The organism is Listeria costaricensis, assembly GCF_900183385.1.
Taxonomy (GTDB): Bacteria; Bacillota; Bacilli; order Lactobacillales; family Listeriaceae; genus Listeria; species Listeria costaricensis.
In genome coordinates this window covers 513471-535522 of the sequence record NZ_FXUT01000001.1, presented here as the reverse complement: position 1 = coordinate 535522, position 22052 = coordinate 513471, and the positions used below count along the sequence as shown (strand labels likewise).

The window sequence follows — 22052 nt, the reverse complement described above, 5'->3', positions numbered from 1 at the left end:
AAATTCCGGTGTGCTGTCAAAATTTATGAAATATAATGAAACAGGTGCATCATTTGGGATGAGTTCATAAATTGTGCAACAGCAAGTGAGATGAATGAAAACTAGAGATTTATGGTGACAAAAGATAACCATCTGCACCATAAATTAACCTAGTTTGGAGCTATTGCCCCAATGTCAATTACATTGAAGAATGTGACTGACATTGAAACAATATGAGAAATCCAATAGCATTATTTTTCATAATATCTTTTTTACTTATGTTGAAAGAAAATGTGTCGGGAGTGTGAATAATGGCATGTTTCTTTTGATAGATCTCTAGTTAAATTTCACATCAACCATCAAAGTATAATATACTGATTATATGGAGTGTAAGAAAATAAAAGAGCTATTTCATTTTATTCCGGGATGAGCAAGATGAAGTAGCTCGCTCCTCAACCTGTGATTAATTAAAGATAAAATTAATCAATACTGTGATTGAAGAAAACATGTTTTCACCTCCCGATATAGTTACTATAGCATAGAAATTTTTTTTGTATGAATCATGTTGCAGAAAAGAGACTAACGAAAAGGAAGATGAGAGATGAGCAAGAAACTTGTTGGGGATATGTTGAAAGAGGTAAGAGAAAATTCAAGGATTGAAGCGGATGTTATATATAATCAACTCATGTCACGGTCAAATTTATATCGAATTGAAAGCAACAAACAACTGTCAAATTATGATTTGACCATACAATTGATTAAGCGATTGTCCATGGATGTGGCCGAATTTGAATTTTTACGAAATGGCTATCATTATGAACCACTACAAGAATTTATGAATGAACTCAAAAGTATTCGAAATTCAGCAAATGTGAATGCACTGAAAAAATTGTTGAACAAGGTAATAATTCAGACTGAGCAAGACGAGACAATCTCGTTGATTAATTTTAAGAATATGTTATTAGGCTATATCAAATTGCAAGAGACAAAGAATATTGGGGAAGCTAGAATTTATTTTTCAAAGATATGGGAAAATTTAAAAGAGAAAGAGTCATGGTATTACAATGACATAATTTTGATATCCAACATTTTATTTATTTTTGAGGAAGAAACAATGCGACAAATGTTTGAAAACTTAAATAAATATTATAATTTGTATGATAGCTTTGGTGATGCTAAAAGGATGAAACGAAATACTTTGTACAATTATTGTAGCTTTTTGCGGCTTCATAAACGAATATTGGAGGTTGAAAGGCCTGCCGAGGAAGTATATCAATTGGCGGAGGCTGACGAGGATATTTTAATGATGATGGAGTGCCGCTATTGTTTATGTGAGGTAAATTGGGTGAAAGGGGAAAAGAGTCAAAGCAGTAAAGAAGTGCAATTCATTATTTCAACTTTAAAATATAATAAACAAATCGTTGTTGCTGAAGATATTCAAAATGATTGGTATGAATTGACTGGAGAAAAGATTGAGTAAACATTCACCCGTGAAAACGGGTGTTTTTTCGTTCCTAGAAGGATGTACTCCTAAAAAATATCACTCACTTTACGATCATTTATCTTTCAAGCTATCATCATGTGAAATCGTTTTTAAATTAGGTTACTTTGCCAAATTTCTGTATGTCTTAAGAAAAATAATATTTGCTCATAAGTGGGGGAAACTCATTTTCTAATAAGTAGATTTGGAATTAATGGTGCCAATTTCGATACCAGTTCGCAGTGGAACTTAAGTAGAGCTTAAAATAATTAACTAAAAAATACACGATTCCCGAGAAAGAAATTCTCATAGAGAGAAGTATAAATGAATTTGATGAAGTATTCATTTAACATTACTTTTGTACTTATATTGGAGGAAAATGTGTCAAGTATGTGAATTTTGGTGTGGTTTTTAGATAGACGTTTATTTAAGCTTCGCATCAGTATCCACAGTGTAATATACTGATTATATGGAGCTATTTCATTTATTCCAAAATGAAGTAGCTTGCTCTTCAATTTGTGACTAATGGCAGCTAGAATTTATGAAAAATTGAAGAAACGGACTTTCACCTCACGATGCTGCTACTAGAGCAGTGATTTTTTGCTATGAATCGTGTTGTAGAAAAGAGACTGACGAAAAGGAAGATGAGAGATGAGCAAGAAACTTGTTGGAGATATGTTGAAAGAAGTAAGAGAAAATTCAAGGATTGAAGCGGATGATCTGTATAATCAAATTATGCCGGATTCAAATCTACATCGAATTGAAAGCAATAAGCAACCTTCAGATTATGATGTGACGATAAAAGTGATTAAGCGATTGTCTATGGATGTGGCCGAATTTGAATTTTTACGAAATGGTCATCATTATGAACCCTTACAAGAATTCATGAATGAACTTAAAGGGATTCGGAACTCAACAAATGTTAGTGCGATGGAAACCTTGTTGGAAAAGGTAATAAAGCAAATTGAACAAGAAGAGACTAGCTCATTAATCAATTTTAAGAATATGTTATTAGGTTATATCAAACTGCAAGAGACAAAGGACATTGGGGAAGCTAGGGTCTATTTTTCAAAGATATGGGAAAGCCTAAAAGAAAAAGAGTCGTGGTATTACAATGACATGATTTTAATATCCAATATTTTATTTACTTTTGAGGAAGAAATCATGCAACAAATGTTTGAAAACTTGAAAAAGTACTATGATTTGTATGATGGTTTTGGCGATACAAATAAAATGAAGCGAAACACTTTGTACAATTATTGTAGCTATTTGCGGTTTAATAAGCGGCTATTGGAAGTTGAGAAGCCGGTCAAGGAAGTATATCAATTGGCGGAAGCTGACGAGGATATTTTAATGATGATGGAATGCCGTTATTGTTTATGTGAGGTAAACTGGGTGAAGGGAGAAAAGAGTCAAAGCAGTAAAGAAGTGCAATTCATTATTTCAACTTTAAAATATACCGAACAAAATATTATTGCAGAAGATATTGAAAGTGATTGGTATAATTTAACTGGGGAGAAGTTTGAGTAAAGGATGGGGAAGTTATGGCCTTCTATAAAAGGGTCAGACAGAGAATTAGGAAGCTGTAACAAATAACGAGGATAGAATAAGGCGTTTGTTCTCCGAAAAATTACTAGTAAATTAAGGAAGAATCTGCTAAATTATGTCTATTATAAAAGCCCTGAATTTCTCATGTTTAATGAGGTTTTAGGGCTTTTTTGATAAAATTTTAATCTCGCATGTTTTCCCGTTCCACTTTCAGAACTGCCATCTGTGCATCATCCAAAACATACAGACCTTGAAAATTGCCTGTATTCAAAGCGGCAATCGCTTCATTTGAAAAGTGCAGAGCTTGCGTGGTGAAAGAATGGCGGGTATCTTTGGCGACAGCGCTAAATGTTTTGGTGTCCTTCTGGTGGGTAATTTCAAAGTATTCTGGCAGCGCGTCAAGTGTGCCGATAATTTCTGTCACCTCCACATCACCTATTTTTTGCTTCCGTAGAATTTGATAGGACGTATTTTGTGGTTGCTTTTCAACTAATAGCGCTCCATAATGATCGCTGTTGATCAGACAGGCTACACCCAGTGCGCCTTCTCCAACATGGGTTTTCTCGTGGTCAAGATAGACTTTGAATGATTCTTGATGCTCCGTTTGCCGTACGCCTAAAAAAGATGGGGCTCCTAAATCTTCTAAACGGAAATCAGCGCCTGTTAAAATTAGTCGACCCGGTTGAAGGCATAAACGATCCTCCAAACTGTCTCGTAAGCTTACCCATTCTGGATGCAGCGTTTTGGTCTGAAATTCATCGCGGAATTCGTCTAGCTTCTGCTCATTTGGCAAATTGGCTGCATGGTTTGGGAAGCGGCTTAGATCAACTTTTGCAGAGGGGATTCCTGTGTATATGTGCGGCCATTTTTCCTCCCACACTACAGGATACAGCAAAGTTTCCCGACCTAAGTTGGTCAGTTGGGTAAATCCTACCGAAGCTGGTCTTGTGCCTAAACAGGTTAGCCACCAGTTTCCTTTTGTATCTTGAAAAAGATCCGCATGGCCGATATTTTGCAGAGGTTCATTTGCTCGGTCGCGATTTGTGAAAATTGGATTGATCCCGTCCGCATCTTCAAATGGCCCCCAAAGCGACGGGCTGTAAAACAGGGTGATCATGTGACCAACGCCCGTTCCGCCTTCAGCTGCAAGTAGATAGTAGCCGTCGTTTCTTTTAATGATATGGGGGCCTTCCACGTCACGACCGCCCGTTCCATAACTGATGACTTCTGGACCACGTAGAATGGTACCAGTCGCTAGATCAATTTCAGCTTGTTGGATGGCTTTTGTTCCTTTGTCATCAATATATCCTGTGAAGGAAACATAGGTCCGATTTTCTTCAAAGTATAGATCTGGGTCGATGCCCATGATATCAATTTCGGTTCGCTGTTCGTCCCAAATGATGGTTGATTGATCTGCTGACAAAACGCCTCGAATAATAAAATTTTTAAACTCGGCGAAATTCGTGGTAATCACGTAGAAGGCGCCTTCGTGGTATCGAATGCATACGGCAAAAATGCCTTCGTTTGATTGTGCGTTTCGTAAATCAGCCTGGGTGCTTTTTTGGGCAATACTTGGAAGAGGCGTCCAATTTAATAAATCCGTACTCTTCGATAAAGCAATGCCAGGATAATATTCAAACGTGCTGTTAACTAGATAATAGGTACCCTCAACCAAAACGATACTTGGATCGGGATACATTCCTCGTAAAATGGGATTTTGATAATGATTTATCATCCAATACACAACCTTTCAATATGAATCTTCGTCTCAAGTATAAGCGAGATAAAACCCTTTCACTATAGGCAAAAGAGAGCGGCTAAATGGTCATTTCACGGATTTTTCCACTTATAACTGCTCCTCTAAAGTATAGAGAGAAAATGGAGAGAGTCATAATGACAAAAAGCAACTTTTTTCTATAAAAGCTATGATAAATCGATTTTTTGTAAACGGTCACATAAGCAGGATAGCCTTCATCCTTTTTTGTCTGGCAGTCAGGTAAGCGTGAAACTAAAAAAACACCGGAAAGAGAAAATTCCGGTGTGCTGTCAAAATTTATGAAATTTGAATGAAAAATCATTTGGGAAAATTCCATAAACTATGCGGCAGCAAGTGAGATGAATGAAAATGGGAGATTCATGGTGCAAAATTAGGCACCATCAATCAACCAACCAATCCTGTTTGGAGCCATTGCCCCAATGTTAATCATATGGTTCGCTCATATAACTAACATTGAGGTAATCGCACCTCTTCTAGTGAATAATAATACATTTTGTTGAAAAATGTTTATGCAGTTTGCTGACTTTTTAGCATAAACGAGAACTATGTTTTCGCTTTGAAGTATAAAAGGCGCGATTTGATTAGTTTTAACAAGGGGGGCGTGATTCCTTCCATCAAATATAAACAGAGCGAATGATCGGCTATTTATCAGTAGCCTGCAAAATGAAGCAGGTTACTAGTAGCTAACTCGTTTTCAATAAAATTCCTACTCAATCACCAGGCCGTTTTTTGTGAGATATTTGACAACTTGTTGAGTAGGTTGGTCTGCTTTGTCCCACTTAAGAACCTCGTTTATCACAAGTTTAGGATGCTTTTTACTAATATCTCTCAAAGCATTTCCAACAGATTTTTGAACGTAGCGGCTTTCATCCTGATGGAGACTAGCTAGTAATAAAATGGCGATCTCTGGGTGCTCGGCAAAGTAGGGGCGAGAAGTCCAGATTCGCAGGCCTTCAGTGACAGCTCTGCGGACATGTGGCCGGGCATCTTCTAACCATTCTTTGATTATCGGTAGAGTAGCTTCATACCCTGCATCCTTGCAATATTGGTCAAAAGCCATCGCCAATATTTCTTGGACGCGCCAGTTTCTATCGGTGCTGACGGTGTCTTTTAAATACGCTAATAAAGCGGGTTTTTGATTTGCAAGTGACCCAAATAGAAATACGGCCAGCATTCTTACTTGATGAGCGGGATGTTGGTAAAATTCAAACGCAAACTGTTCTGCTTGTTGAGTGGTTGTTTCTTGATAAAGTGTTGCGGCCAGATTTTGGATTACTTTAAAACCGTTCGTGACTTCTAGGGCTTGTTGGATAATTTGTGATTTATTCATGATTATCGTCTCCGTTCCTTTATCTATTTTACTATACTTTATATACAGGTCCAAATCTTGGTCGTGCAGAGAGGGATATAATTAGTTGAACAGTGTGCATAAGTGTTGTATATTCAAGTAAAGTCAATAAGGCTTGATAATTGAATTGAGGTGTTCTGGAATGACGAAAAGTGATAGGAATCCGAAAGTGGATGCGTATTTAGACAGAATTAATATTTGGCAGCAGGAAACAGAGGCACTCAGAGCGGTTCTTCTTGAATCAGGACTGACAGAGGATTTTAAATGGGGAAAGCCCTGTTATACGGCAGATGGAAAAAATATCGTCATCGTCCAGGGGTTTAAATCTTACTTTGCTTTGATGTTTCCAAAAGGGGCTTTGTTGAAGGATCCGAAGAAGCTTCTTGTTCCAGTGGGTGAGAATTCTCAATCGGCTATGCAAATTCGCTTTACGGATGTGGCGGATGTGGAGCAAAAAGCAGCGGCCGTTTTGACTTATATTGATGAAGCAGTGGCGATTGAAAAAGCCGGGCTAAAAGTTGAATCTAAAAAAACAGAGGTATCGATGCCTGAAGAATTGGAAGAAAAAATGAGGGCACTTCCAGAGCTGAAAGTTGCGTTTGAGAAGCTAACGCCTGGTCGCCAGAAAGCCTATTTGCTCTTCTTTTCTTCTGCGAAACAAGCAAAAACGCGTGAGGCTCGAATTGAAAAAAATATTGACCGGATTTTAAATGGAAAAGGGTTAAATGATTAAGGGAGGGTTTAGAAATGGCAAAAGCTGAAAATGTAGAGGTTTATATTGAAGAGGCGGCTCAGGAGGCACAGCCGACACTCCGGGCAGTTCGGAAAATCATTCATGAAACTGTACCGGAAGCAGAAGAGAAAATTAGTTATGGTGTGCCTTTTTATAAATACTATGGTGAGTTTGGTGGTTTTGCAGCCTATAAAAAGCACGTTTCCGTGGGATTTGGACAGGATTCGATGGATGAAGATGTGAGAGACAGTTTAGTAAGCAAGGGCTATAAGATTGGAAAGGGCACTTTTCAGATTAAATTTGAACAAGAGGTGCCTGCTCAAGAGTTGCAGCAGATTCTTCTGAAAAAAATGTCAGTCAATCAGAAGCAGTAGGCAATTTTTGCTGATGTATAAATAAAAAAAGAGAACCGGAAATCGAGCAGTGGCGCTATTTTTAAGAGGGCATTTGTCGTATTTCGGGTTCTTTTTTACTTGCAAAGGGGGATAACAATCGATGGAAATAAGCGTGATTTCGGACTTTCTTCAAGAAAATTATCAGGTGCTGGTGCAGGACAGCGTAGATGACGGGTATTCTTTTTTACAAAGGCTGTTGGACGAGTATTCAAATGGAAAAAATCGATTTGATCAAAAAGATGAAATCCTGCTGGGAATGAAGGACGGAGAGCAATTGGTCGGCATTGGCGGCTTGAATCAGGACCCATATAATGAGGGTGTGATAAGACTCAGACATCTCTATGTGATGCGACAATACCGGAAAAAAGGGCGGGGAAAGCGGCTGGTTGAAGAGCTTTTAGAAAGAACGGCAGCACCTATTTTGACTTTAAGAGTGGCTGATCAAGCGGGTGCGTCTTTTTATGAGCGACTGGGTTTTAAGAGAAATCAGACTTTTTTACAAACTAGCCATGTTTTTTATAAAAATTAATCATTTGATAAAAGTTCGTTTTGATACCTTTAAATATAGTGATTAATCCAGGAAAACTATTGCTGCATATAGGTTTTTATACATATGTCAAAAATGTGTCAATTGTTTTTGGGGATTTTAAGTATTAGAAAAAATCATACTATATTATAAGTATTTCTGTTATGATGAAATCAATATTATCATTTGGAGGAATATTAGCTTTGAAAAGAATTCTATCAATGACTCTTCTCGGCTTTTTTTTCTGTGCCAATATACCTGCAGAAGCAGAGATAATCACTAATAATGATGAAAAAAGTATAGCTGTGAAACAAGCTTCAGAACAGCTTTTAGGTGATTCGGTTGATGGGCAATCGTGTCAAACTATTTTCCCTGATGCTGCATTAGCAAAATGTGTCGCATCGGAATTAAAAAAAAGCGTAACGGAGCCAGTTACACAGGCAGAATTAAACACTATACAGCGGTTAAATGCGACTGTATTAAACATTCAATCAATTGAAGGAATGGAATATTTAACAAACTTGGACTATCTAAATCTGGAGTATAATCAGATTGTAGATATTTCGCCGCTTTCTGACCTGAAAAATTTAACTTATTTGAGACTAAGTGAGAATAAGGTGGTGGATGTTTCGCCACTTGAACCATTAGCTAAATACCATCCTAATATGGAGCTATATATTGATAATAATCATATTTTCGATGTTTCTTATTTAGGCGAATTTACGAATATTATTGATGCAGGGAAGCAAGTAATCACAGAGGACCAGGTGATTGATGCGCCAGACGGAAAGATTAAAATACCTTATAATATTCGCGGCTTAGATGGCCATTCCATGCAGCCTAGATCAATCTATCCAACTGGTAGTAGCTTGGAGATTGCCATGGTTAAATCAACCATTGCTTATTTGGTTTGGCCCGAAGATATGCTACTGAAATCTGGTCATGGTAAGATTGAAGTCTATGCGCAATTTGGTGAAGCAAATGGTCCAGGCTTTGGTGGAACGTATCAATTGGAGGAGAGTTTTAATCCGCCTAGTCTAACCTATGATGATGCAATCACGTATTCGCAAGGTGCTAATGTAACGAATGAGGCTTTTTTAGCGGATATTCATGCTGTAACAGATAGTGGCTGTGAATTAGCGACGGATTTGAATGAAGTGGTCGATTGGCAGACGCCTGGAGATTACAAAGTTGCCATTGAGGCAGTAAATACGACGACTTTAAATGCTACGGCAAGAAATGTCACCGTACATGTGGAGGAAAGTGCTGTTTCATTAGCGTGTCTTTCTGAAATTAGTTATCAGCAGGGTACTGTAAAAACAGAGGCTGACTTTTTAGTGGATATTGATGCACAAACTGATCCGGGAGCTGAAATTGACAGCGATTTTGAAACGGCGGCAGATCTGACTACTTCTGGTGATTACGAAGTGACGGTCACAGCGAAATCATCTGCTGGGCAAACCTCTAAAAAGGTAACGGTGCATGTGACCCCATTGCCGCTTGAGCTTGTACAGGTGCCGGATGACATAACATTCAAAAATACGGCTGTTGCAAGTGGTGTGCAGACGATTTTTCGCAGCTCGGAATCAGGAAATGATTTTGTGGTAAAAGATACACGTGCAGAGCAGGCGGATTGGCAGTTATCTTTGTCGATTGCGGCTCCGCTAACAGCTGAAAGTGGCGATCAACTGACCGATGCGCTTATATATCGGGATAAGAGTGGTCAAGATACAGTTTTACAACCTGGAGTTGCTTATCCGTGCCTAACATCAGCGACAGCTACTCGTCAAGGCGATACATTTACCTATAGCTGGGGTGAAAATGAAGGGTTGCTGCTAAAGCTTAATACTTCAGCGGCTCGGGCAGCCACATATACAACGACAATCAATTGGACACTTCAAAACGTTCCAAGCTCCTAAAAGTGGTGTTTTTATAGTGTTCTCCCCTCCCGTTTTTTTGTGTTATAATGAGCTTGAATAAGGAAGAGATCCTAGCAAAAACCGGAATTCATTCTGGATCTGTTGGCGAGTCGCCACCGGATAAGTTTCTTTATCGGTTAGCCGCGATCTGCTTTAAAGTACTACCGCACACTGCATGTGCGTTCGCCGACAAGCGGCTAGAGTACTTTGACGCGACTCACGGTTCGCTTTTTAGTAGGATCTCTTCTTTTTTGATTTTGACGAGAAAGAGTGTGGGGAAATGAATTCGCATTTTTGGAAAAATTGCTCAGCGCAGGAAGAACGAGCCTTTTTACTGGACTTGAATTTACTACGGCAATACGGAGATGCATGGTCAGATAAGGAAAAAATAGCCCTGCTTTATACAGTCAGTCGAACAATCAATCAGCATTATCTCACCGTAAAGATTCCAAAACGAACAGGTGGACTCCGAACATTACATGCACCAGATCCGCTCCTCAAAATGATTCAGAAAAATATTTTATCTCTTCTTGAAACGCGAACATTATCAGCTTTTGCGACGGCTTATCGAAAAGGTGGCAGCATTTTGGCGAATGCAACTCCTCACGTTGGGAAAAAACAGCTATTACAGCTTGATTTATTGGATTTTTTTGATAGTTTGTCTTTTCCGATGGTGATGGCAGCGGCTTTTCCTAAAACCGTATTTCCGGATAATACTAGGATGCTTTTAACTAATTTATGCTGTTTGAATGATGCACTGCCTCAGGGCGCCCCAACTTCAGCGCTGATTTCCAACCTGATCATGCGCCCGTTTGATGATTATATCGGTGAGTGGTGCAAGGAGCGGCAGATCGCCTATTCGCGCTACTCGGATGATTTGACTTTTTCAACGAATGAAGGAGACTTAACGCTTGTCAAACGAAAAGTGGAACATTTTTTGGAAGCGATGCAACTTAATCTTCATCCTGCCAAAACAAAGTATACCGACCAAAGCATGCGGCAGTGTGTCACTGGGGTCGTCGTGAATCAGCATCCGCAGGTTCCGAGACGTTACCGAAGTATGTTGCGGCAGGAAATCTATTATTTAGAAAAGTTTGGTCTAACGGGTCACTTGGCTTGTTTAAAAGAAAAAGGAGAGGTAGCGGCGGACTTGTCGGAAAAGCAGTATTTACGGAAGTTGATTGGGAAGGTGCAATTTGTTTGTGCCATTTGTCCTGAGTCGGCGGGCTTTCAAGATGCCTATTGGCGCTTGCAGAAATTGGCGATTTCATTTGAAGAATAGCCACTTCTGCGGGAGTTTTTCTATGTTATAATGCGAGATATACTTGCTTGAGAGAGAGGAGCTCGTGAAAATGAAAGAAATTACTGCACAACAAATTGAACAGCATTTTTCTATGAGGGAAGCGATTTTGGCATGTGAAGATGCGCTAAAAGCACATGCAGCTGGGGAGGCGGTCGTGCCGCTGCGCGAGAAGCTCTCATTTCCGAAGGGGGAGACGCTACTGATGCCTGCTTATTTGAAAAATGGCGGAATGGGCGGCTTCAAGGTGGTTTCCGTTTTTCCTGAGAATCATTTGCACGGTCTTCCGGCAGTGCCGGCGGATGTTTTTTTGCTGGATACGGCGACGGGGACGCTTGCGGCTCGACTAGAGGGGACGGCATTGACGAAGCTGCGGACGGGTGCGGTTCAAGGCCTTGCAACGAATTGCTTGGCTAAAAAGGATGCTCGTTCGGCGTTACTAATCGGGACGGGTGGTCAGGCGATGCGACAACTTGAAGCGATGCTGACGGTGCGACAGTTGGAACATGTGGCGGTGTATGATCTGGATGCGCTGCGCTGTCAAGCATTTGTTCAAGAGTGCCAGTCGGTTTTTCAGGGTTTTGACGTGGAAATCGTGCCGGCTGTTTCACTTGAGCAGGCCGTTCGACAAGCGGATATTATTACGACGGTCACAACTAGTAAGCGGCCAACTTTTGACGGAAAATGGCTCACTCCAGGTACGCATATCAATGGTGTGGGAGCTTTTACGCCTGACATGCAGGAGCTGCCAATCGAAGCATTTGCACGGTCGACTGTTCGGACAATCGATACGGCGGAGGGTGTTTTTGCTGAAGCAGGGGACGTTTTGAGTGCGATTGCGCAAGACGTTGTTCATACGAATGATTTTGTGGAGCTGGGCGCGCTTTTGCTTGAAAAAGAAAGATTTCGTGATTCGGATGAGGAGATCACATTATTTAAAACGGTGGGCAGTGCGATTTTAGATATTGTGGTGGCAGAACGAATTTATCAAAAACTTTTCCAAGATTAAAGAAGTGTTGATTTCGTTTATATAAGTTGTCGATTGACAGTTTTTGGCGATTTTAAGGTGGCTTTTTTTCAGAATATGGAGAATGCGGCTTTTTTGAATGGTTGACAGAGGCAAACTCCCCGGCTATAATCAACTTATATTTAAATATCCGAACGATGATACGGATTAGTAGAGGTTCCTTTTTTACCTATCAGAGAGATGGTCATTTGCTGAGAGGCCGTCATGTAAAGAAGCCCTTGAACCTGCCGACTAGAGTTCTTGCAAATTTGCACGGTTTAGACCGTTATCATGTTGAGTTGTAAAGCATTGCTTTAAAACAGGGTGGTACCGCCAATTTTTGGTCCCTGTCTGAGCCATGCTTTTTTTATTTCTATCAACAACTTTTTCTAGAAATATAATTTTGATTCTTCCAATAATATGAATGAGGTGGAGTAGATGGCACAGGAATTTGTAAAAGATATAACGAATCGCGATGAGGATTTTGCCCAGTGGTATACGGATATTGTACGAAAAGCAGAGCTGGCCGATTATTCAAGTGTAAAAGGATGTATGGTGCTTCGGCCAACGGGTTACGCACTTTGGGAAAACATCCAGCATTATGTAGACACTCGTTTAAAGGAAATGGATCATGAAAATGTCGCCATGCCGCTTTTGATTCCAGAGCATTTGTTGCTGAAGGAAGCGGAACATGTGGAAGGGTTTGCGCCGGAAGTAGCGTGGGTCACACATGGCGGTGATAGTGAGCTGGCAGAACGACTAGCGGTTCGTCCAACTTCGGAGGTCATGTTTGCCGAGCATTTCCAAAATATTATCCATTCGTATCGCGATTTACCTAAGCTTTATAATCAGTGGGTGAGTGTTGTGCGTTGGGAGAAAACCACACGTCCATTTTTACGGACGACGGAGTTTTTCTGGCAGGAGGGTCACACTTGTCACGATTCTTTTGAAGATGCTGATAAAGAAGCCTTGCGCTTGCTTGATTTGTATAAGGAGGTGTGTGAAGAGCTTCTGGCCATTCCAGTTGTCGGGGGAATTAAGACGGATAGTGAACGTTTTGCAGGGGCTGAAATCACATATACAAATGAAACGCTGATGTATGACGGAAAAGCCTTGCAAATTACGACGAGCCATCATTTAGGGGATCATTTTGCCAAAGCGTTTGATATTAAATTCCAGGCGAAAGATGGCAGTGAACAATTTGTCCATCAGACTTCTTGGGCGATTACGACTCGCTCGATCGGTGCTTTGATCATGGTGCATGGCGATGATCGAGGAATGATTATGCCGCCACGTGTTGCACCAACACAGGTGATGATCGTACCGATTGCTCAGAACAAGGAGGGCGTGCTGGAGTTTGCAGATGAGCTGCATCAAATGCTGAAAAAAGAAGGTTTGCGCGTTAAAGTTGATAAGAGCGATAAGATGCCAGGCTATAAATTCAATGATTCTGAAATGAAAGGCATTCCGCTTCGCCTTGAAGCTGGACCGCGTGATATTGCGGCTTCTCAAGTTGTGCTGGTTCGACGCGATACAGGTGAAAAAATTATTGCGCCACTTGACGGGCTGAAAGAAAAAATCAGTGAACTGCTGGATGCGATTCAAAATAACTTGTTTGAATCAGCCAAAGTACGCGCGGCAGAAAAAACCGAGTATATGGAAGACCGGGCGACGTTTGATGCGCGTATTGAAAAGGGCGGCTTTGCGATCACGCCTTGGTGCGGTGATGCAGCCTGTGAAGCAAAAGTAAAAGAAGAAACAACCGCGACCGCTAGATGCATGACTTTTGAAGATAATCAGGAACCGGTTATTGGAAAAACTTGTCCGCATTGCGGCAAAGAGGCCAAACACATTGTCCATTGGGCGAAAGCTTATTGAGGTGGTTGCTGATTTTTCTGATAGGCCAGCCGATATTTGCGCGGGGACATTTGAAAATGCTTTTTAAAGAGCTTGAAGAAGTATCCTTTGTCCATATACCCAAGCATTTCGCTGATTTTACTGATAGAAAGATTGGTATTTAAAAGTAAGTAGACGGCTTTTTCCAGTCGCACTTCGGCAAGATGCTGAGAGAATAGTTTGCCAGTGTTTTCTTTAATCAAGCCGGAAAGATAATTGGGATGAAGGCCGAAAATATCCGAAAGGTGTTGTAACGTGACAACATCATAGTGCAATTGTATGTATTTTAAAATTTCGCCAACAAGCATATTGGAACTGACAACAGATTCTTTTAAAATCAAACTAGTGTCTTTTAGTCGATCCAACTCGGCGATGAGTAATAGAAAGGCAGCTCTTACTACTTTGTAAGGGCTGTTTTTTGTATGGGATAAAATTTCTTTTAATAGTATAAGTGCTAAATAACGTGTATCATCTTCCGGTTTACAGGCAAAAAAGAAATAATTGCTTTTCTGCTCTTTTTCTGTCATGACGTAATGAATGAAATCATAGAAAAGTGGATAATCGGCTAGCTGGTTGACGAGGACGAGATCGAAAAAGTCTTTTTTAAAAAGAAGCGTCATCACTTCCGTATCATCCTCCAATTCACTGTAAAAAATTTCGGTGGCGGGGCTGGCGATAATAAAACAACCCGCAGAATATTCGACCAGCTTGGCATCAATTGTGATACGAATGGTACCCTGAAGCACATAGAGAATACGGACAAATGGAACGCGGTATGTCAGCTCTCCGCCAGAATTTTGACAGATGAGAGCCGTGCTGATTTCGGACTGATCCTGTTTAAATCGTTCGATGAGCTGCTTGATTTTCGATTCATCCGTCAGAAAACAATCATAGTCTTGCAAAGTCTCGAAAATATTCGTTTTCTGGAAAATAGAACTTTTGCTCATTTCGGAAACTCCTTCCTGAATATTGGGCACTTTTTACATGGGAAATAACCACATGAGAAATAGCCACTTTTGTGTCCGCTTACACGAAATAATAAAAGAAAAAGGTGCTAGTACATGACCAATTTTTAACTGTAAAAATTGCCAGACCTAACACCTGAAAAGCTTGATATTGGCGGGAATGTGTGGGAATCGAACCCACCCAAGAAGCTCTTAACTCCTCATACTGGTTTTGAAGACCAGAGGGAACACCAGAACCCAGCCACTCCCAAGTGAATAGTAGCACAAACCAAAAAATGCGTCAATACCAATTTTTTTATAGTAAATAATTTAGTGTCCGATTTTATTATACAAAAGTGTTCATCTTCTAGATTCCATTGTATTTTACTTAGTTTGTGATATTATGAATTTGAAATGGGACACTTTTTATTTATGTGAGCCTGTTTCTTAGTAATTGTGAAATTTAGAACAAAGTAAAAAGGAGGTGAAAAAGAATGAAACTTCAAATACCATTAAAGCAACATGTAGGCGCTCCTTGCAAGCCAGTTATTGAACTTGGGGCAGAGGTAAAACGCGGTATGCGAATTGCTGAACCAGCAGGGCTAGGTGCTAATATCCATGCAAGCGCTTCCGGGATTGTCACGGCGTTAAATGATCAGTTTATTGAGATTGAAGCCCTCGATTTGCATGAAACACAATTCGAGCCAATTCCAGAAACTGAAACGATGCTTCAAGCAATAGAGGAAGCAGGGCTTGTGGGTGCAGGTGGTGCAGGTTTTCCTACATATGTGAAATATCGTACACCTGTCAAAGGCGGCACGGTCATTGCCAATGCTGCTGAGTGCGAACCGCTGCTCGGCCATAATATCCGCTTTTTAGAAGAGCATCCGGAAAAATTGATTCGCGGTATGCGCTACTTGCGGGAAATCGCCCAAGCAAAAGATGCTGTGATTGCCATCAAGCCGAAGCACAAAAAAGCGGCAATGATGTTGGAAAAAGCGATCCAGAATGAACCGAATATGACGCTCTTCTATTTACCTGACATGTATCCGTCGGGTGATGAACGTGTGATTATTCGTGAAGTGTTGGGCGTGACGCTCGAACCAGGTCAGCTACCAAGTGCGGCAAATGCAATTGTTTCCAATGTGGAAACGATTAAGCATGCTGTAGAAGCGATTGAAGACCGTAAGCCGTTTATTGAAAAAGATGTGACGGTTGGCGGACGCGTGAAAGGTGGCGAGACTGTTTTTCTTGATCAGCCGATTGGTTTACCCGTCAAGGAACTGATCAACCTGGCTGGTGGCTATATTGAACCGCATGGGGAGATCGTGATTGGCGGTCCATTTACTGGCCGTAGCAGTACAGAAGATGCCACGATCACAAAAACGACTGGCGGTATTTTAGTGGCAATGCCCTATCCGAATGAGGACCGTAAAGTTGGGATCTTGATTTGTGAATGCGGCGGCAGCAAGGAACGACTTGAAGAAATTGCTCATAATATGGGTGCAGATGTTGTTGCAGCAGAACGCTGTAAACGAATGGTTGAAGTGGACGGCAGATACAGATGTGGCCTGCCGGGTATTTGCCCCGGACAAGCTGAAAAAGTCCTGAAAATGAAAAAAGAGGGCGCAGAAGTTATTTTGACCGGTACGTGTCAGGATTGAACGAACACCGTTATGGGTGTAGCTCCTAGGTTAGGAGTTCCGGTTTATCACAGTACCGATCATGTTTTACGCGCGGCTGGTCATAAGCTGTATCGCCGACTTGAAACGGACGATTAGTTTTGACAAAAAAGAACGATCCTAAAGGAGGTTTTGCAGATGTCAATCACTGCAGAAACAGCAAAAGACCATGCCAAAGACCCCGCTGTCTTATGTTGCCGAACTGAAAAAGGCACCATCATTCAGCCTGAAAATCTAGAAGACCCAGTTTTATTCCCAGATTTAGAGGATTCTGGTCTTCTCACAATGCCTGATAATCATTTGAAAATCGAGGAGGTTATCGGTGCGACGTTGACGAAAACAATGGATGCACTCGTGCCACTTACAGCAGATGTATTAGAGGGCGCTAATTTAACAAGCTCAGAAGAAACAGCTACTTTAAAAGAGGAAGCAGCGCCAGTGCCTGAAGAATCAGCTAGTCAAGCTGCACCAGTTGCTGTCACAGGAGCCGCTTTTGCAGGCGGTCAAACACTTAAACTTTCCATCGCGGAAGGAAAAGGCATTGAACTGGAAATCCCGCTTGTTGCACCGGCTATCGGCCAAGCAGCCAATGTTGCAGCTATTCCAGCTGTAGCAAGTACAGAAGCAGGAAACGTAGCAGCTCCAGCAGAAGAAGAGGTAAGCGCAGAAAGAGAAGTCCGCAAGCTGATCAAAAACCACTATGCAATCAAGGAAGTGGCGTTTGGCGAACAGACGGAAATCCGCGGCACAACGCTTTATCTGCGCGATAAGGAAGCTTTACTGAAAGAAGCAGCCGATCATGAAGAGCTTGTAGTAGATATGAATATGGAAATTATTACACCGGATCATTATGACGTTTATAGTGAAACGATCATGGATGTTCAACCGATCGCGACAAAAGAAGAAGGTGAAATCGGCCACGGCATTACTCGTGTCTTGGACGGCGTCATCATCGTCTTGACCGGAACGGATGAAAACGGCGTACAGATCGGAGAATTTGGTTCCTCGGAAGGTGAGCTGGACCGCAATATCATGTGGAATCGTCCAGGTGCACCGGATAAAGGGGAAACTTTTATCAAAATTCAGGCTACGATCAAAGCCGGAACGAACATGGAAAGAAGTGGCCCTCTTGCAGCGCATAAAGCAGCCGATGTAATTACAGAAGAAATTCGTAAGGCGCTAAAAGAAGCAGAAGGACTGACATGTACGAACTCCGAAGAAATCGTGCAAAAACGCCGTAAAGGCAATAAACGCGTCCTGCTTGTCAAAGAAATCATGGGACAAGGCGCGATGCATGATAATTTGATTATGCCAGTTGAACCAGTCGGCACACTTGGCGCGAAACCAAACGTCGACCTTGGAAACTTGCCAGTTATGCTTGCACCAACAGAAGTGCTTGACGGCGGAATCCATGCGCTGACATGTATCGGACCGGCTTCTAAGGAATGCTCGCGTCATTATTTCCGGGAACCGCTTGTGAAAAGAGCGATGGAGGATGAAGAAATCGACCTTGTCGGCGTTGTCTTTGTCGGCTCTCCGCAAGCCAATTCGGAAAAATTCTATGTGTCGAAACGTCTCGGTATGCTGGTTGAAGCCATGGATATCGATGGCGCGATCGTGACGACGGAAGGCTTTGGTAACAACCATATCGACTTTGCTTCTCATATTGAAGAAATTGGGAAACGGGATGTGGAAGTGGTTGGAATCACTTATTCTGCCGTTCAGGGTGCGCTTGTTGTTGGAAATAAATATATGAAGCATATGATCGACAACAACAAATCGAAGCAGGGAATTGAAAATGAAATCCTTGCGAACAATACACTTTGCGAAGAAGATGCAATTCGTGCGCTTGCCATGCTGAAAACAGCGCTTGGCGGCGGAGAAGTGAAGGCGGCTGAACGCAAGTGGAATCCAAACGTCAAACTAAGCAACGTCGAAGTGATCGAAAAAGCGACTGGGCAAACGATTGAGTTGCTTGATAACGAGCAAGTCCTGCCGAAGAGTAAAAAACGGCTGGAGATCTATGAAAAAGAAGACGCTTGATCGTCGTTTGTGAAGGTGAATTATGAATAGAGAAGATCTGCTGAAATATCAATCCACTGAAAGAATGTTTGAAGGCATCCTCGTTGAAATTACGGATGCGAGTGTGACGATTGACATCAAAGGCCGGCTGGGAACATTCAAGGTTCCGCGGCGGATGCTGATCAGTCAGTATGAGCTGGCACTTGGACAAGAGGTAGGCTTTATGATGAGCTACCCGGAAGTCCTTGCAGAAGAGCCGGATGATAAGTATGTGGAAGCGATCGAAGAAACCAAAAAACGCCGGGACGAAATTCGTGCCCGACTGAGTGAGAAAGGAGCAGAATAAATGAAACTTACAGTCACAGAAGGCTTGCAATCGGAAATTTTTGTACCGATCACGCCGAAACCTGTCTTTACCGCAGTGACCAAAGAATTGAAAGAAATGCGTGTTGCCCTTGCAACGGCAGCGGGCGTTCACTTGAAGTCCGATAAACGCTTCAACTTGGCGGGGGATACGTCATACCGCGAGATTCCTCGTGAAACTCCTAGCAGCGAGTTGATGGTTTCGCATGGTGGGTATGATAATGCCGATGTGAATAAAGATGTTAACTGTATGTTCCCGATTGACCGCTTGAATGAACTTGCGGCAGAAGGAATCATTAAAGATGTTGCGCCGATGCATTTCGGCTTCATGGGAGGTGGCGGTAATCAGGAAGTTTTCACTGAAGAAACGGGTCCTGAAATCGCACGTCGCTTGAAGGAAGAGGAGGTTGATGCGGTCGTTTTGACCGCCGGTTGAGGCACATGCCACAGAACTGCCGTGATCGTGCAGAGAGCTATTGAAGAAGCCGGTATTCCAACCATCCTTATTGCAGCATTACCTCCAGTAGTGCGCCAAAACGGTTCACCTCGTGCAGTTGCACCGCTTATGCCAATGGGTGCCAATGCAGGGGAACCACATAACATTGAGATGCAGCATGCGATTTTGAAAGACACATTGGAACAGCTTGTTGCCATTCCGAGTGCTGGCAAAATCGTTCCGCTTCCATATGAATATATTGCACACATCTAAAACGGTTAGGAGTTTTTGCTATGCTAACCATCAAAAGTTTTCATATGCAGTCAGTAGAGACGGGCAAAAAAGCAGCCATTGAAGAAGGGAAATTGATTTTTCCACTTGTACCAAAGGACGGCTATCTGTTTCCCGAAGTGTTTGAAAAAGTAGACATTCAAGTGATTCCGCCAGATGCGCGTCATATTGAGACCAATTCGATCATGGATATCGTGCCGATCTCAACGAAAGTGCTCGGTGAATGCGGAAATGGTGTCACCCACACGCTAACGGGTGTCTATGTCCTTGTAACAGGGGGCGATCAAACGGGCAGACAGATGCACGAATTTGGCTCATCGGAAGGATACTTGGATGAAAAGATCATTTTCGGACGTGCCGGAACACCCGGTGAAGATGACTTTATCGTTCATATCGATATTCTTTTGAAGGATGCACCCGTCTTTACGCGAAGTCTTGCATTTTCAATGTTTCAGGCCAGTGATGCATTTATCCAGCCTGTTCGAGACATTTTGAAAATGATAAATGGAAAAGAAGCAACTGAGCGACATGAATTTCCTGATCCACCTCGGAAACCGAATGGAAAAGAACGTGTTGCGCTCGTCAAACTCGTTGCCGGTCAAGGCGCAATGTATGACAATTTGCTTTTTCCGTCTGAACCAAGCGGAGCCGAGGACGGTTTCTCGAATATTGATTTGGCCAATATGCCTGTCGTTTTATCGCCAAATGAATATCGGGACGGAGCTTTGCGCTCGCTGACTTGATTTGGAACAGCAGGAATCAGAGGGGGCGAATATGCTTTCTCTGGTTCGTTGTTGGGAAAGTTTGTGAGAAGTTTATCAAATTCAGAGAGGAGTCTTGAAATGGGTGTTGGACCATCTACAAAAGAGACGAGTTTACATCATTTTCGCGACCCAGTGTTAGCTGTTTTAGATGAGGATAAAGATATTCAGCTGACGGGGATTGTCATAGCTGGAACGCCTCAGGACAATAAAATGAAGCATTTTGTCGGCAATCGGGCGGCTGCGCTTGTAGAAAGTATGGGCGCGAGCGGTGCTATAGTTTCAGCGGACGGCTGGGGCAATACCGATGTTGATTTTGCCGGTGCGATGGAGGAGATTGGAAGTCGTGGAATCTCCGTTGTCGGGCTGAAATTTATCGGCACGCAGGCAAAATTTGTCGTTGAAAATGCGTTTACAGAATTTGTTGTTGATATCAATAAATCGGCGGAGGGAATTGAAACCGAAGTCGTTGGTGAAAACAATGTAGATGCACTAGATGCAAGAAAAGCACTCGCGTTTTTGAAGTTGAAAATGAGGCAGGATTCGCGAAACGCCTAAAATTTGAACGTTCAAAAATCGGAGGTAAGAAAATGAAATTATCCAAAATGATCTCAGCGATTGACTCTCATACAGCAGGAGAAGCAGCGCGTATTATTACGGGAGGCATTCCGAATATTCCGGGGGATACGATGGCTGAGAAAAGACAATATTTGATTGATCATCAGGATTCACTTAGAAAAGCGCTAATGCACGAACCGCGCGGGCATAATGACATGTTTGGCGCCTTTTTGACCGCACCAACCCATAAGGAAGCTGATTTTGGCATCATTTTTATGGACGGTGGCGGCTATCTGAACATGTGCGGTCATAATACGATTGCTGCAGTAACTGCTGCAATCGAAACGGGCATGGTCGACTATGATCAGACGGCAGACACGGCGAAAGTAGTGCTTGATACAGCAGCTGGGCTTGTGCATGCAACGGCTTTTCTTCATGAAGATGGCAATAAAGTAAAGGAAGTATCTTTCCAAAATGTGCCAAGTTTCCTTTATAAAGAAGGCGTTTCCCTGCATGTTCCGGAAGTGGGCGATGTGACATTTGACATTTCCTTTGGTGGCAGCTTCTTTGCGATTATCCATGCGAAAGAGTTGGGCCTTGAAATCAAACCGGAAAATGCCTCGCAGCTGACTGAAAAAGCGATGAAGCTACTTGCTGAAATCAATCGGCAGGTCGACATTCAGCACCCAACATTGCCGCATATCCAAACGGTCGACTTGGTGGAAATCTATGACGAGCCGACGCATCCGGATGCGACTTATAAAAATGTGGTGATCTTTGGTGAAGGTCAAGTGGACCGGTCGCCGTGCGGTACGGGAACGAGTGCAAAACTGGCCACCCTTTATGCGAAGGGAGAACTTAAAATCGATGAACCGTTTGTCTATGAAAGTATTTTAGGCACTTTATTCAAAGGCCGAGTCGTGAAAGAGACCCAAGCTGGCGACTTAAATGCGATCATACCGGAAGTGACTGGTTCTGCCTATATTACAGGTTTCAATTCATTTCTGTTTGACCCAGAAGACCCTCTTGTCAATGGTTTTATCCTGAAATAACAGCCTTTGGAAAATGAGTTACAGAAAGGAAGAGGA

Annotated in this window: 21 protein-coding genes and 1 tRNA gene; 17 read left to right on the top strand and 5 right to left on the bottom strand. The window is 42.1% G+C overall.

The features are described 5' to 3' along the window. Positions 1 to 580: 580 nt before the first annotated feature. Positions 581 to 1459 carry a hypothetical protein gene (locus CS921_RS02650; RefSeq protein ID WP_099221484.1) on the top strand — a complete coding sequence of 293 codons (879 nt, stop codon included), beginning with the start codon at positions 581 to 583 and terminating at the stop codon, positions 1457 to 1459. A 651-nt stretch (positions 1460 to 2110) separates the two neighbouring features. Beyond that, entirely contained in the window at positions 2111 to 2989 is an 879-nt protein-coding gene (locus tag CS921_RS02645; RefSeq protein WP_099221483.1) for a hypothetical protein, read from the top strand. 199 nt (positions 2990 to 3188) lie between these two features. On the opposite strand, the gene CS921_RS02640 is transcribed toward CS921_RS02645, so the two are convergent. From CS921_RS02640 to CS921_RS02630, 3 genes are all read right to left on the bottom strand, one after another. Continuing rightward, a complete protein-coding gene (locus CS921_RS02640; RefSeq protein ID WP_099221482.1) occupies positions 3189 to 4742 on the bottom strand; it encodes a glycoside hydrolase family 43 protein in 1554 nt (517 codons plus the stop codon). Positions 4743 to 4824: 82 nt separating this feature from the next. Further along, a complete protein-coding gene (locus CS921_RS02635) occupies positions 4825 to 5085 on the bottom strand; it encodes a hypothetical protein (RefSeq protein WP_099221481.1) in 261 nt (86 codons plus the stop codon). 405 nt (positions 5086 to 5490) lie between these two features. Beyond that, complete coding sequence (locus CS921_RS02630; protein ID WP_099221480.1) at positions 5491 to 6114, bottom strand: DNA alkylation repair protein; 624 nt, start codon at positions 6112 to 6114, stop codon at positions 5491 to 5493. 160 nt (positions 6115 to 6274) lie between these two features. On the opposite strand from CS921_RS02630, the gene CS921_RS02625 reads away from it, so the two are divergent. The 7 genes from CS921_RS02625 to proS all read left to right on the top strand — a co-directional run bounded on the left by CS921_RS02625 (position 6275) and on the right by proS (position 13889). After that, entirely contained in the window at positions 6275 to 6865 is a 591-nt protein-coding gene (locus CS921_RS02625; protein ID WP_099221479.1) for a YdeI/OmpD-associated family protein, read from the top strand. Between the two features lie 14 nt (positions 6866 to 6879). Beyond that, positions 6880 to 7239, top strand: a complete 360-nt coding sequence (locus CS921_RS02620; protein ID WP_099221478.1) for an iron chaperone — start codon at positions 6880 to 6882, stop codon at positions 7237 to 7239. A 121-nt stretch (positions 7240 to 7360) separates the two neighbouring features. After that, positions 7361 to 7789, top strand: coding sequence for a GNAT family N-acetyltransferase (locus CS921_RS02615; RefSeq protein WP_099221477.1), 429 nt, complete (start codon positions 7361 to 7363; stop codon positions 7787 to 7789). 302 nt (positions 7790 to 8091) lie between these two features. Then, positions 8092 to 9705 carry a LapB repeat-containing protein gene (locus tag CS921_RS02610; RefSeq protein ID WP_162921667.1) on the top strand — a complete coding sequence of 538 codons (1614 nt, stop codon included), beginning with the start codon at positions 8092 to 8094 and terminating at the stop codon, positions 9703 to 9705. A gap of 280 nt (positions 9706 to 9985) precedes the next feature. Continuing rightward, the gene (locus CS921_RS02605; protein ID WP_099221475.1) at positions 9986 to 10987 is read left to right on the top strand and encodes a reverse transcriptase family protein; all 1002 of its coding nucleotides are present in this window, start codon (positions 9986 to 9988) and stop codon (positions 10985 to 10987) included. A 70-nt stretch (positions 10988 to 11057) separates the two neighbouring features. Continuing rightward, positions 11058 to 12014: an ornithine cyclodeaminase family protein gene (locus tag CS921_RS02600; RefSeq protein WP_099221474.1), complete on the top strand. Its 957-nt coding sequence runs from the start codon at positions 11058 to 11060 to the stop codon at positions 12012 to 12014. A gap of 435 nt (positions 12015 to 12449) precedes the next feature. Then, positions 12450 to 13889, top strand: a complete 1440-nt coding sequence (proS, locus tag CS921_RS02595; RefSeq protein WP_099221473.1) for a proline--tRNA ligase — start codon at positions 12450 to 12452, stop codon at positions 13887 to 13889. Here the strand turns inward: proS and CS921_RS02590 are convergent. Both CS921_RS02590 and CS921_RS15495 read right to left on the bottom strand, forming a co-directional pair. After that, a complete protein-coding gene (locus CS921_RS02590; RefSeq protein WP_099221472.1) occupies positions 13883 to 14854 on the bottom strand; it encodes a helix-turn-helix domain-containing protein in 972 nt (323 codons plus the stop codon). The genes proS and CS921_RS02590 overlap by 7 nt on opposite strands. 170 nt (positions 14855 to 15024) lie before the next feature. Then, positions 15025 to 15121: transfer RNA gene (locus CS921_RS15495), tRNA-Sec, on the bottom strand. 224 nt (positions 15122 to 15345) lie between these two features. Between CS921_RS15495 and prdC the strand changes: the two genes are divergently transcribed. The 8 genes from prdC to CS921_RS02555 all read left to right on the top strand — a co-directional run bounded on the left by prdC (position 15346) and on the right by CS921_RS02555 (position 22016). Then, positions 15346 to 16632, top strand: coding sequence for a proline reductase-associated electron transfer protein PrdC (gene prdC, locus CS921_RS02585; protein ID WP_276106584.1), 1287 nt, complete (start codon positions 15346 to 15348; stop codon positions 16630 to 16632). 39 nt (positions 16633 to 16671) lie between these two features. Next, complete coding sequence (prdA, locus tag CS921_RS02580; protein WP_099221470.1) at positions 16672 to 18576, top strand: D-proline reductase (dithiol) proprotein PrdA; 1905 nt, start codon at positions 16672 to 16674, stop codon at positions 18574 to 18576. Between the two features lie 22 nt (positions 18577 to 18598). Then, positions 18599 to 18901, top strand: coding sequence for a CBO2463/CBO2479 domain-containing protein (locus CS921_RS02575; RefSeq protein ID WP_099221469.1), 303 nt, complete (start codon positions 18599 to 18601; stop codon positions 18899 to 18901). After that, positions 18902 to 19354, top strand: coding sequence for a glycine/sarcosine/betaine reductase selenoprotein B family protein (locus CS921_RS15935; protein WP_205527754.1), 453 nt, complete (start codon positions 18902 to 18904; stop codon positions 19352 to 19354). It begins immediately after the preceding gene. Positions 19355 to 19381: 27 nt separating this feature from the next. Next, on the top strand, positions 19382 to 19627 hold the full coding sequence (locus CS921_RS15930) for a hypothetical protein (protein ID WP_205527753.1): 246 nt from the start codon (positions 19382 to 19384) through the stop codon (positions 19625 to 19627). Positions 19628 to 19647: 20 nt separating this feature from the next. After that, entirely contained in the window at positions 19648 to 20388 is a 741-nt protein-coding gene (prdD, locus tag CS921_RS02565) for a proline reductase cluster protein PrdD (protein ID WP_099221467.1), read from the top strand. Between the two features lie 99 nt (positions 20389 to 20487). Beyond that, entirely contained in the window at positions 20488 to 20964 is a 477-nt protein-coding gene (locus CS921_RS02560; RefSeq protein ID WP_099221466.1) for a glycine/sarcosine/betaine reductase component B subunit, read from the top strand. Positions 20965 to 20996: 32 nt separating this feature from the next. Next, entirely contained in the window at positions 20997 to 22016 is a 1020-nt protein-coding gene (locus CS921_RS02555; protein ID WP_099221465.1) for a proline racemase family protein, read from the top strand. Positions 22017 to 22052: the final 36 nt, after the last annotated feature.

What these genes read in the sequence shown, in the direction of transcription:
- CS921_RS02650 (WP_099221484.1), top strand. Translation starts at nt 581, where the DNA reads ATGAGCAAGAAACTTGTTGGGGATATGTTGAAAGAGGTAAGAGAAAAT.
- CS921_RS02645 (WP_099221483.1), top strand. Translation starts at nt 2,111, where the DNA reads ATGAGCAAGAAACTTGTTGGAGATATGTTGAAAGAAGTAAGAGAAAAT.
- CS921_RS02640 (WP_099221482.1), bottom strand. Translation starts at nt 4,742, where the DNA reads ATGATAAATCATTATCAAAATCCCATTTTACGAGGAATGTATCCCGAT.
- CS921_RS02635 (WP_099221481.1), bottom strand. Translation starts at nt 5,085, where the DNA reads ATGATTTTTCATTCAAATTTCATAAATTTTGACAGCACACCGGAATTT.
- CS921_RS02630 (WP_099221480.1), bottom strand. Translation starts at nt 6,114, where the DNA reads ATGAATAAATCACAAATTATCCAACAAGCCCTAGAAGTCACGAACGGT.
- CS921_RS02625 (WP_099221479.1), top strand. Translation starts at nt 6,275, where the DNA reads ATGACGAAAAGTGATAGGAATCCGAAAGTGGATGCGTATTTAGACAGA.
- CS921_RS02620 (WP_099221478.1), top strand. Translation starts at nt 6,880, where the DNA reads ATGGCAAAAGCTGAAAATGTAGAGGTTTATATTGAAGAGGCGGCTCAG.
- CS921_RS02615 (WP_099221477.1), top strand. Translation starts at nt 7,361, where the DNA reads ATGGAAATAAGCGTGATTTCGGACTTTCTTCAAGAAAATTATCAGGTG.
- CS921_RS02605 (WP_099221475.1), top strand. Translation starts at nt 9,986, where the DNA reads ATGAATTCGCATTTTTGGAAAAATTGCTCAGCGCAGGAAGAACGAGCC.
- CS921_RS02600 (WP_099221474.1), top strand. Translation starts at nt 11,058, where the DNA reads ATGAAAGAAATTACTGCACAACAAATTGAACAGCATTTTTCTATGAGG.
- proS (WP_099221473.1), top strand. Translation starts at nt 12,450, where the DNA reads ATGGCACAGGAATTTGTAAAAGATATAACGAATCGCGATGAGGATTTT.
- CS921_RS02590 (WP_099221472.1), bottom strand. Translation starts at nt 14,854, where the DNA reads ATGAGCAAAAGTTCTATTTTCCAGAAAACGAATATTTTCGAGACTTTG.
- prdA (WP_099221470.1), top strand. Translation starts at nt 16,672, where the DNA reads ATGTCAATCACTGCAGAAACAGCAAAAGACCATGCCAAAGACCCCGCT.
- CS921_RS02575 (WP_099221469.1), top strand. Translation starts at nt 18,599, where the DNA reads ATGAATAGAGAAGATCTGCTGAAATATCAATCCACTGAAAGAATGTTT.
- CS921_RS15935 (WP_205527754.1), top strand. Translation starts at nt 18,902, where the DNA reads ATGAAACTTACAGTCACAGAAGGCTTGCAATCGGAAATTTTTGTACCG.
- prdD (WP_099221467.1), top strand. Translation starts at nt 19,648, where the DNA reads ATGCTAACCATCAAAAGTTTTCATATGCAGTCAGTAGAGACGGGCAAA.
- CS921_RS02560 (WP_099221466.1), top strand. Translation starts at nt 20,488, where the DNA reads ATGGGTGTTGGACCATCTACAAAAGAGACGAGTTTACATCATTTTCGC.
- CS921_RS02555 (WP_099221465.1), top strand. Translation starts at nt 20,997, where the DNA reads ATGAAATTATCCAAAATGATCTCAGCGATTGACTCTCATACAGCAGGA.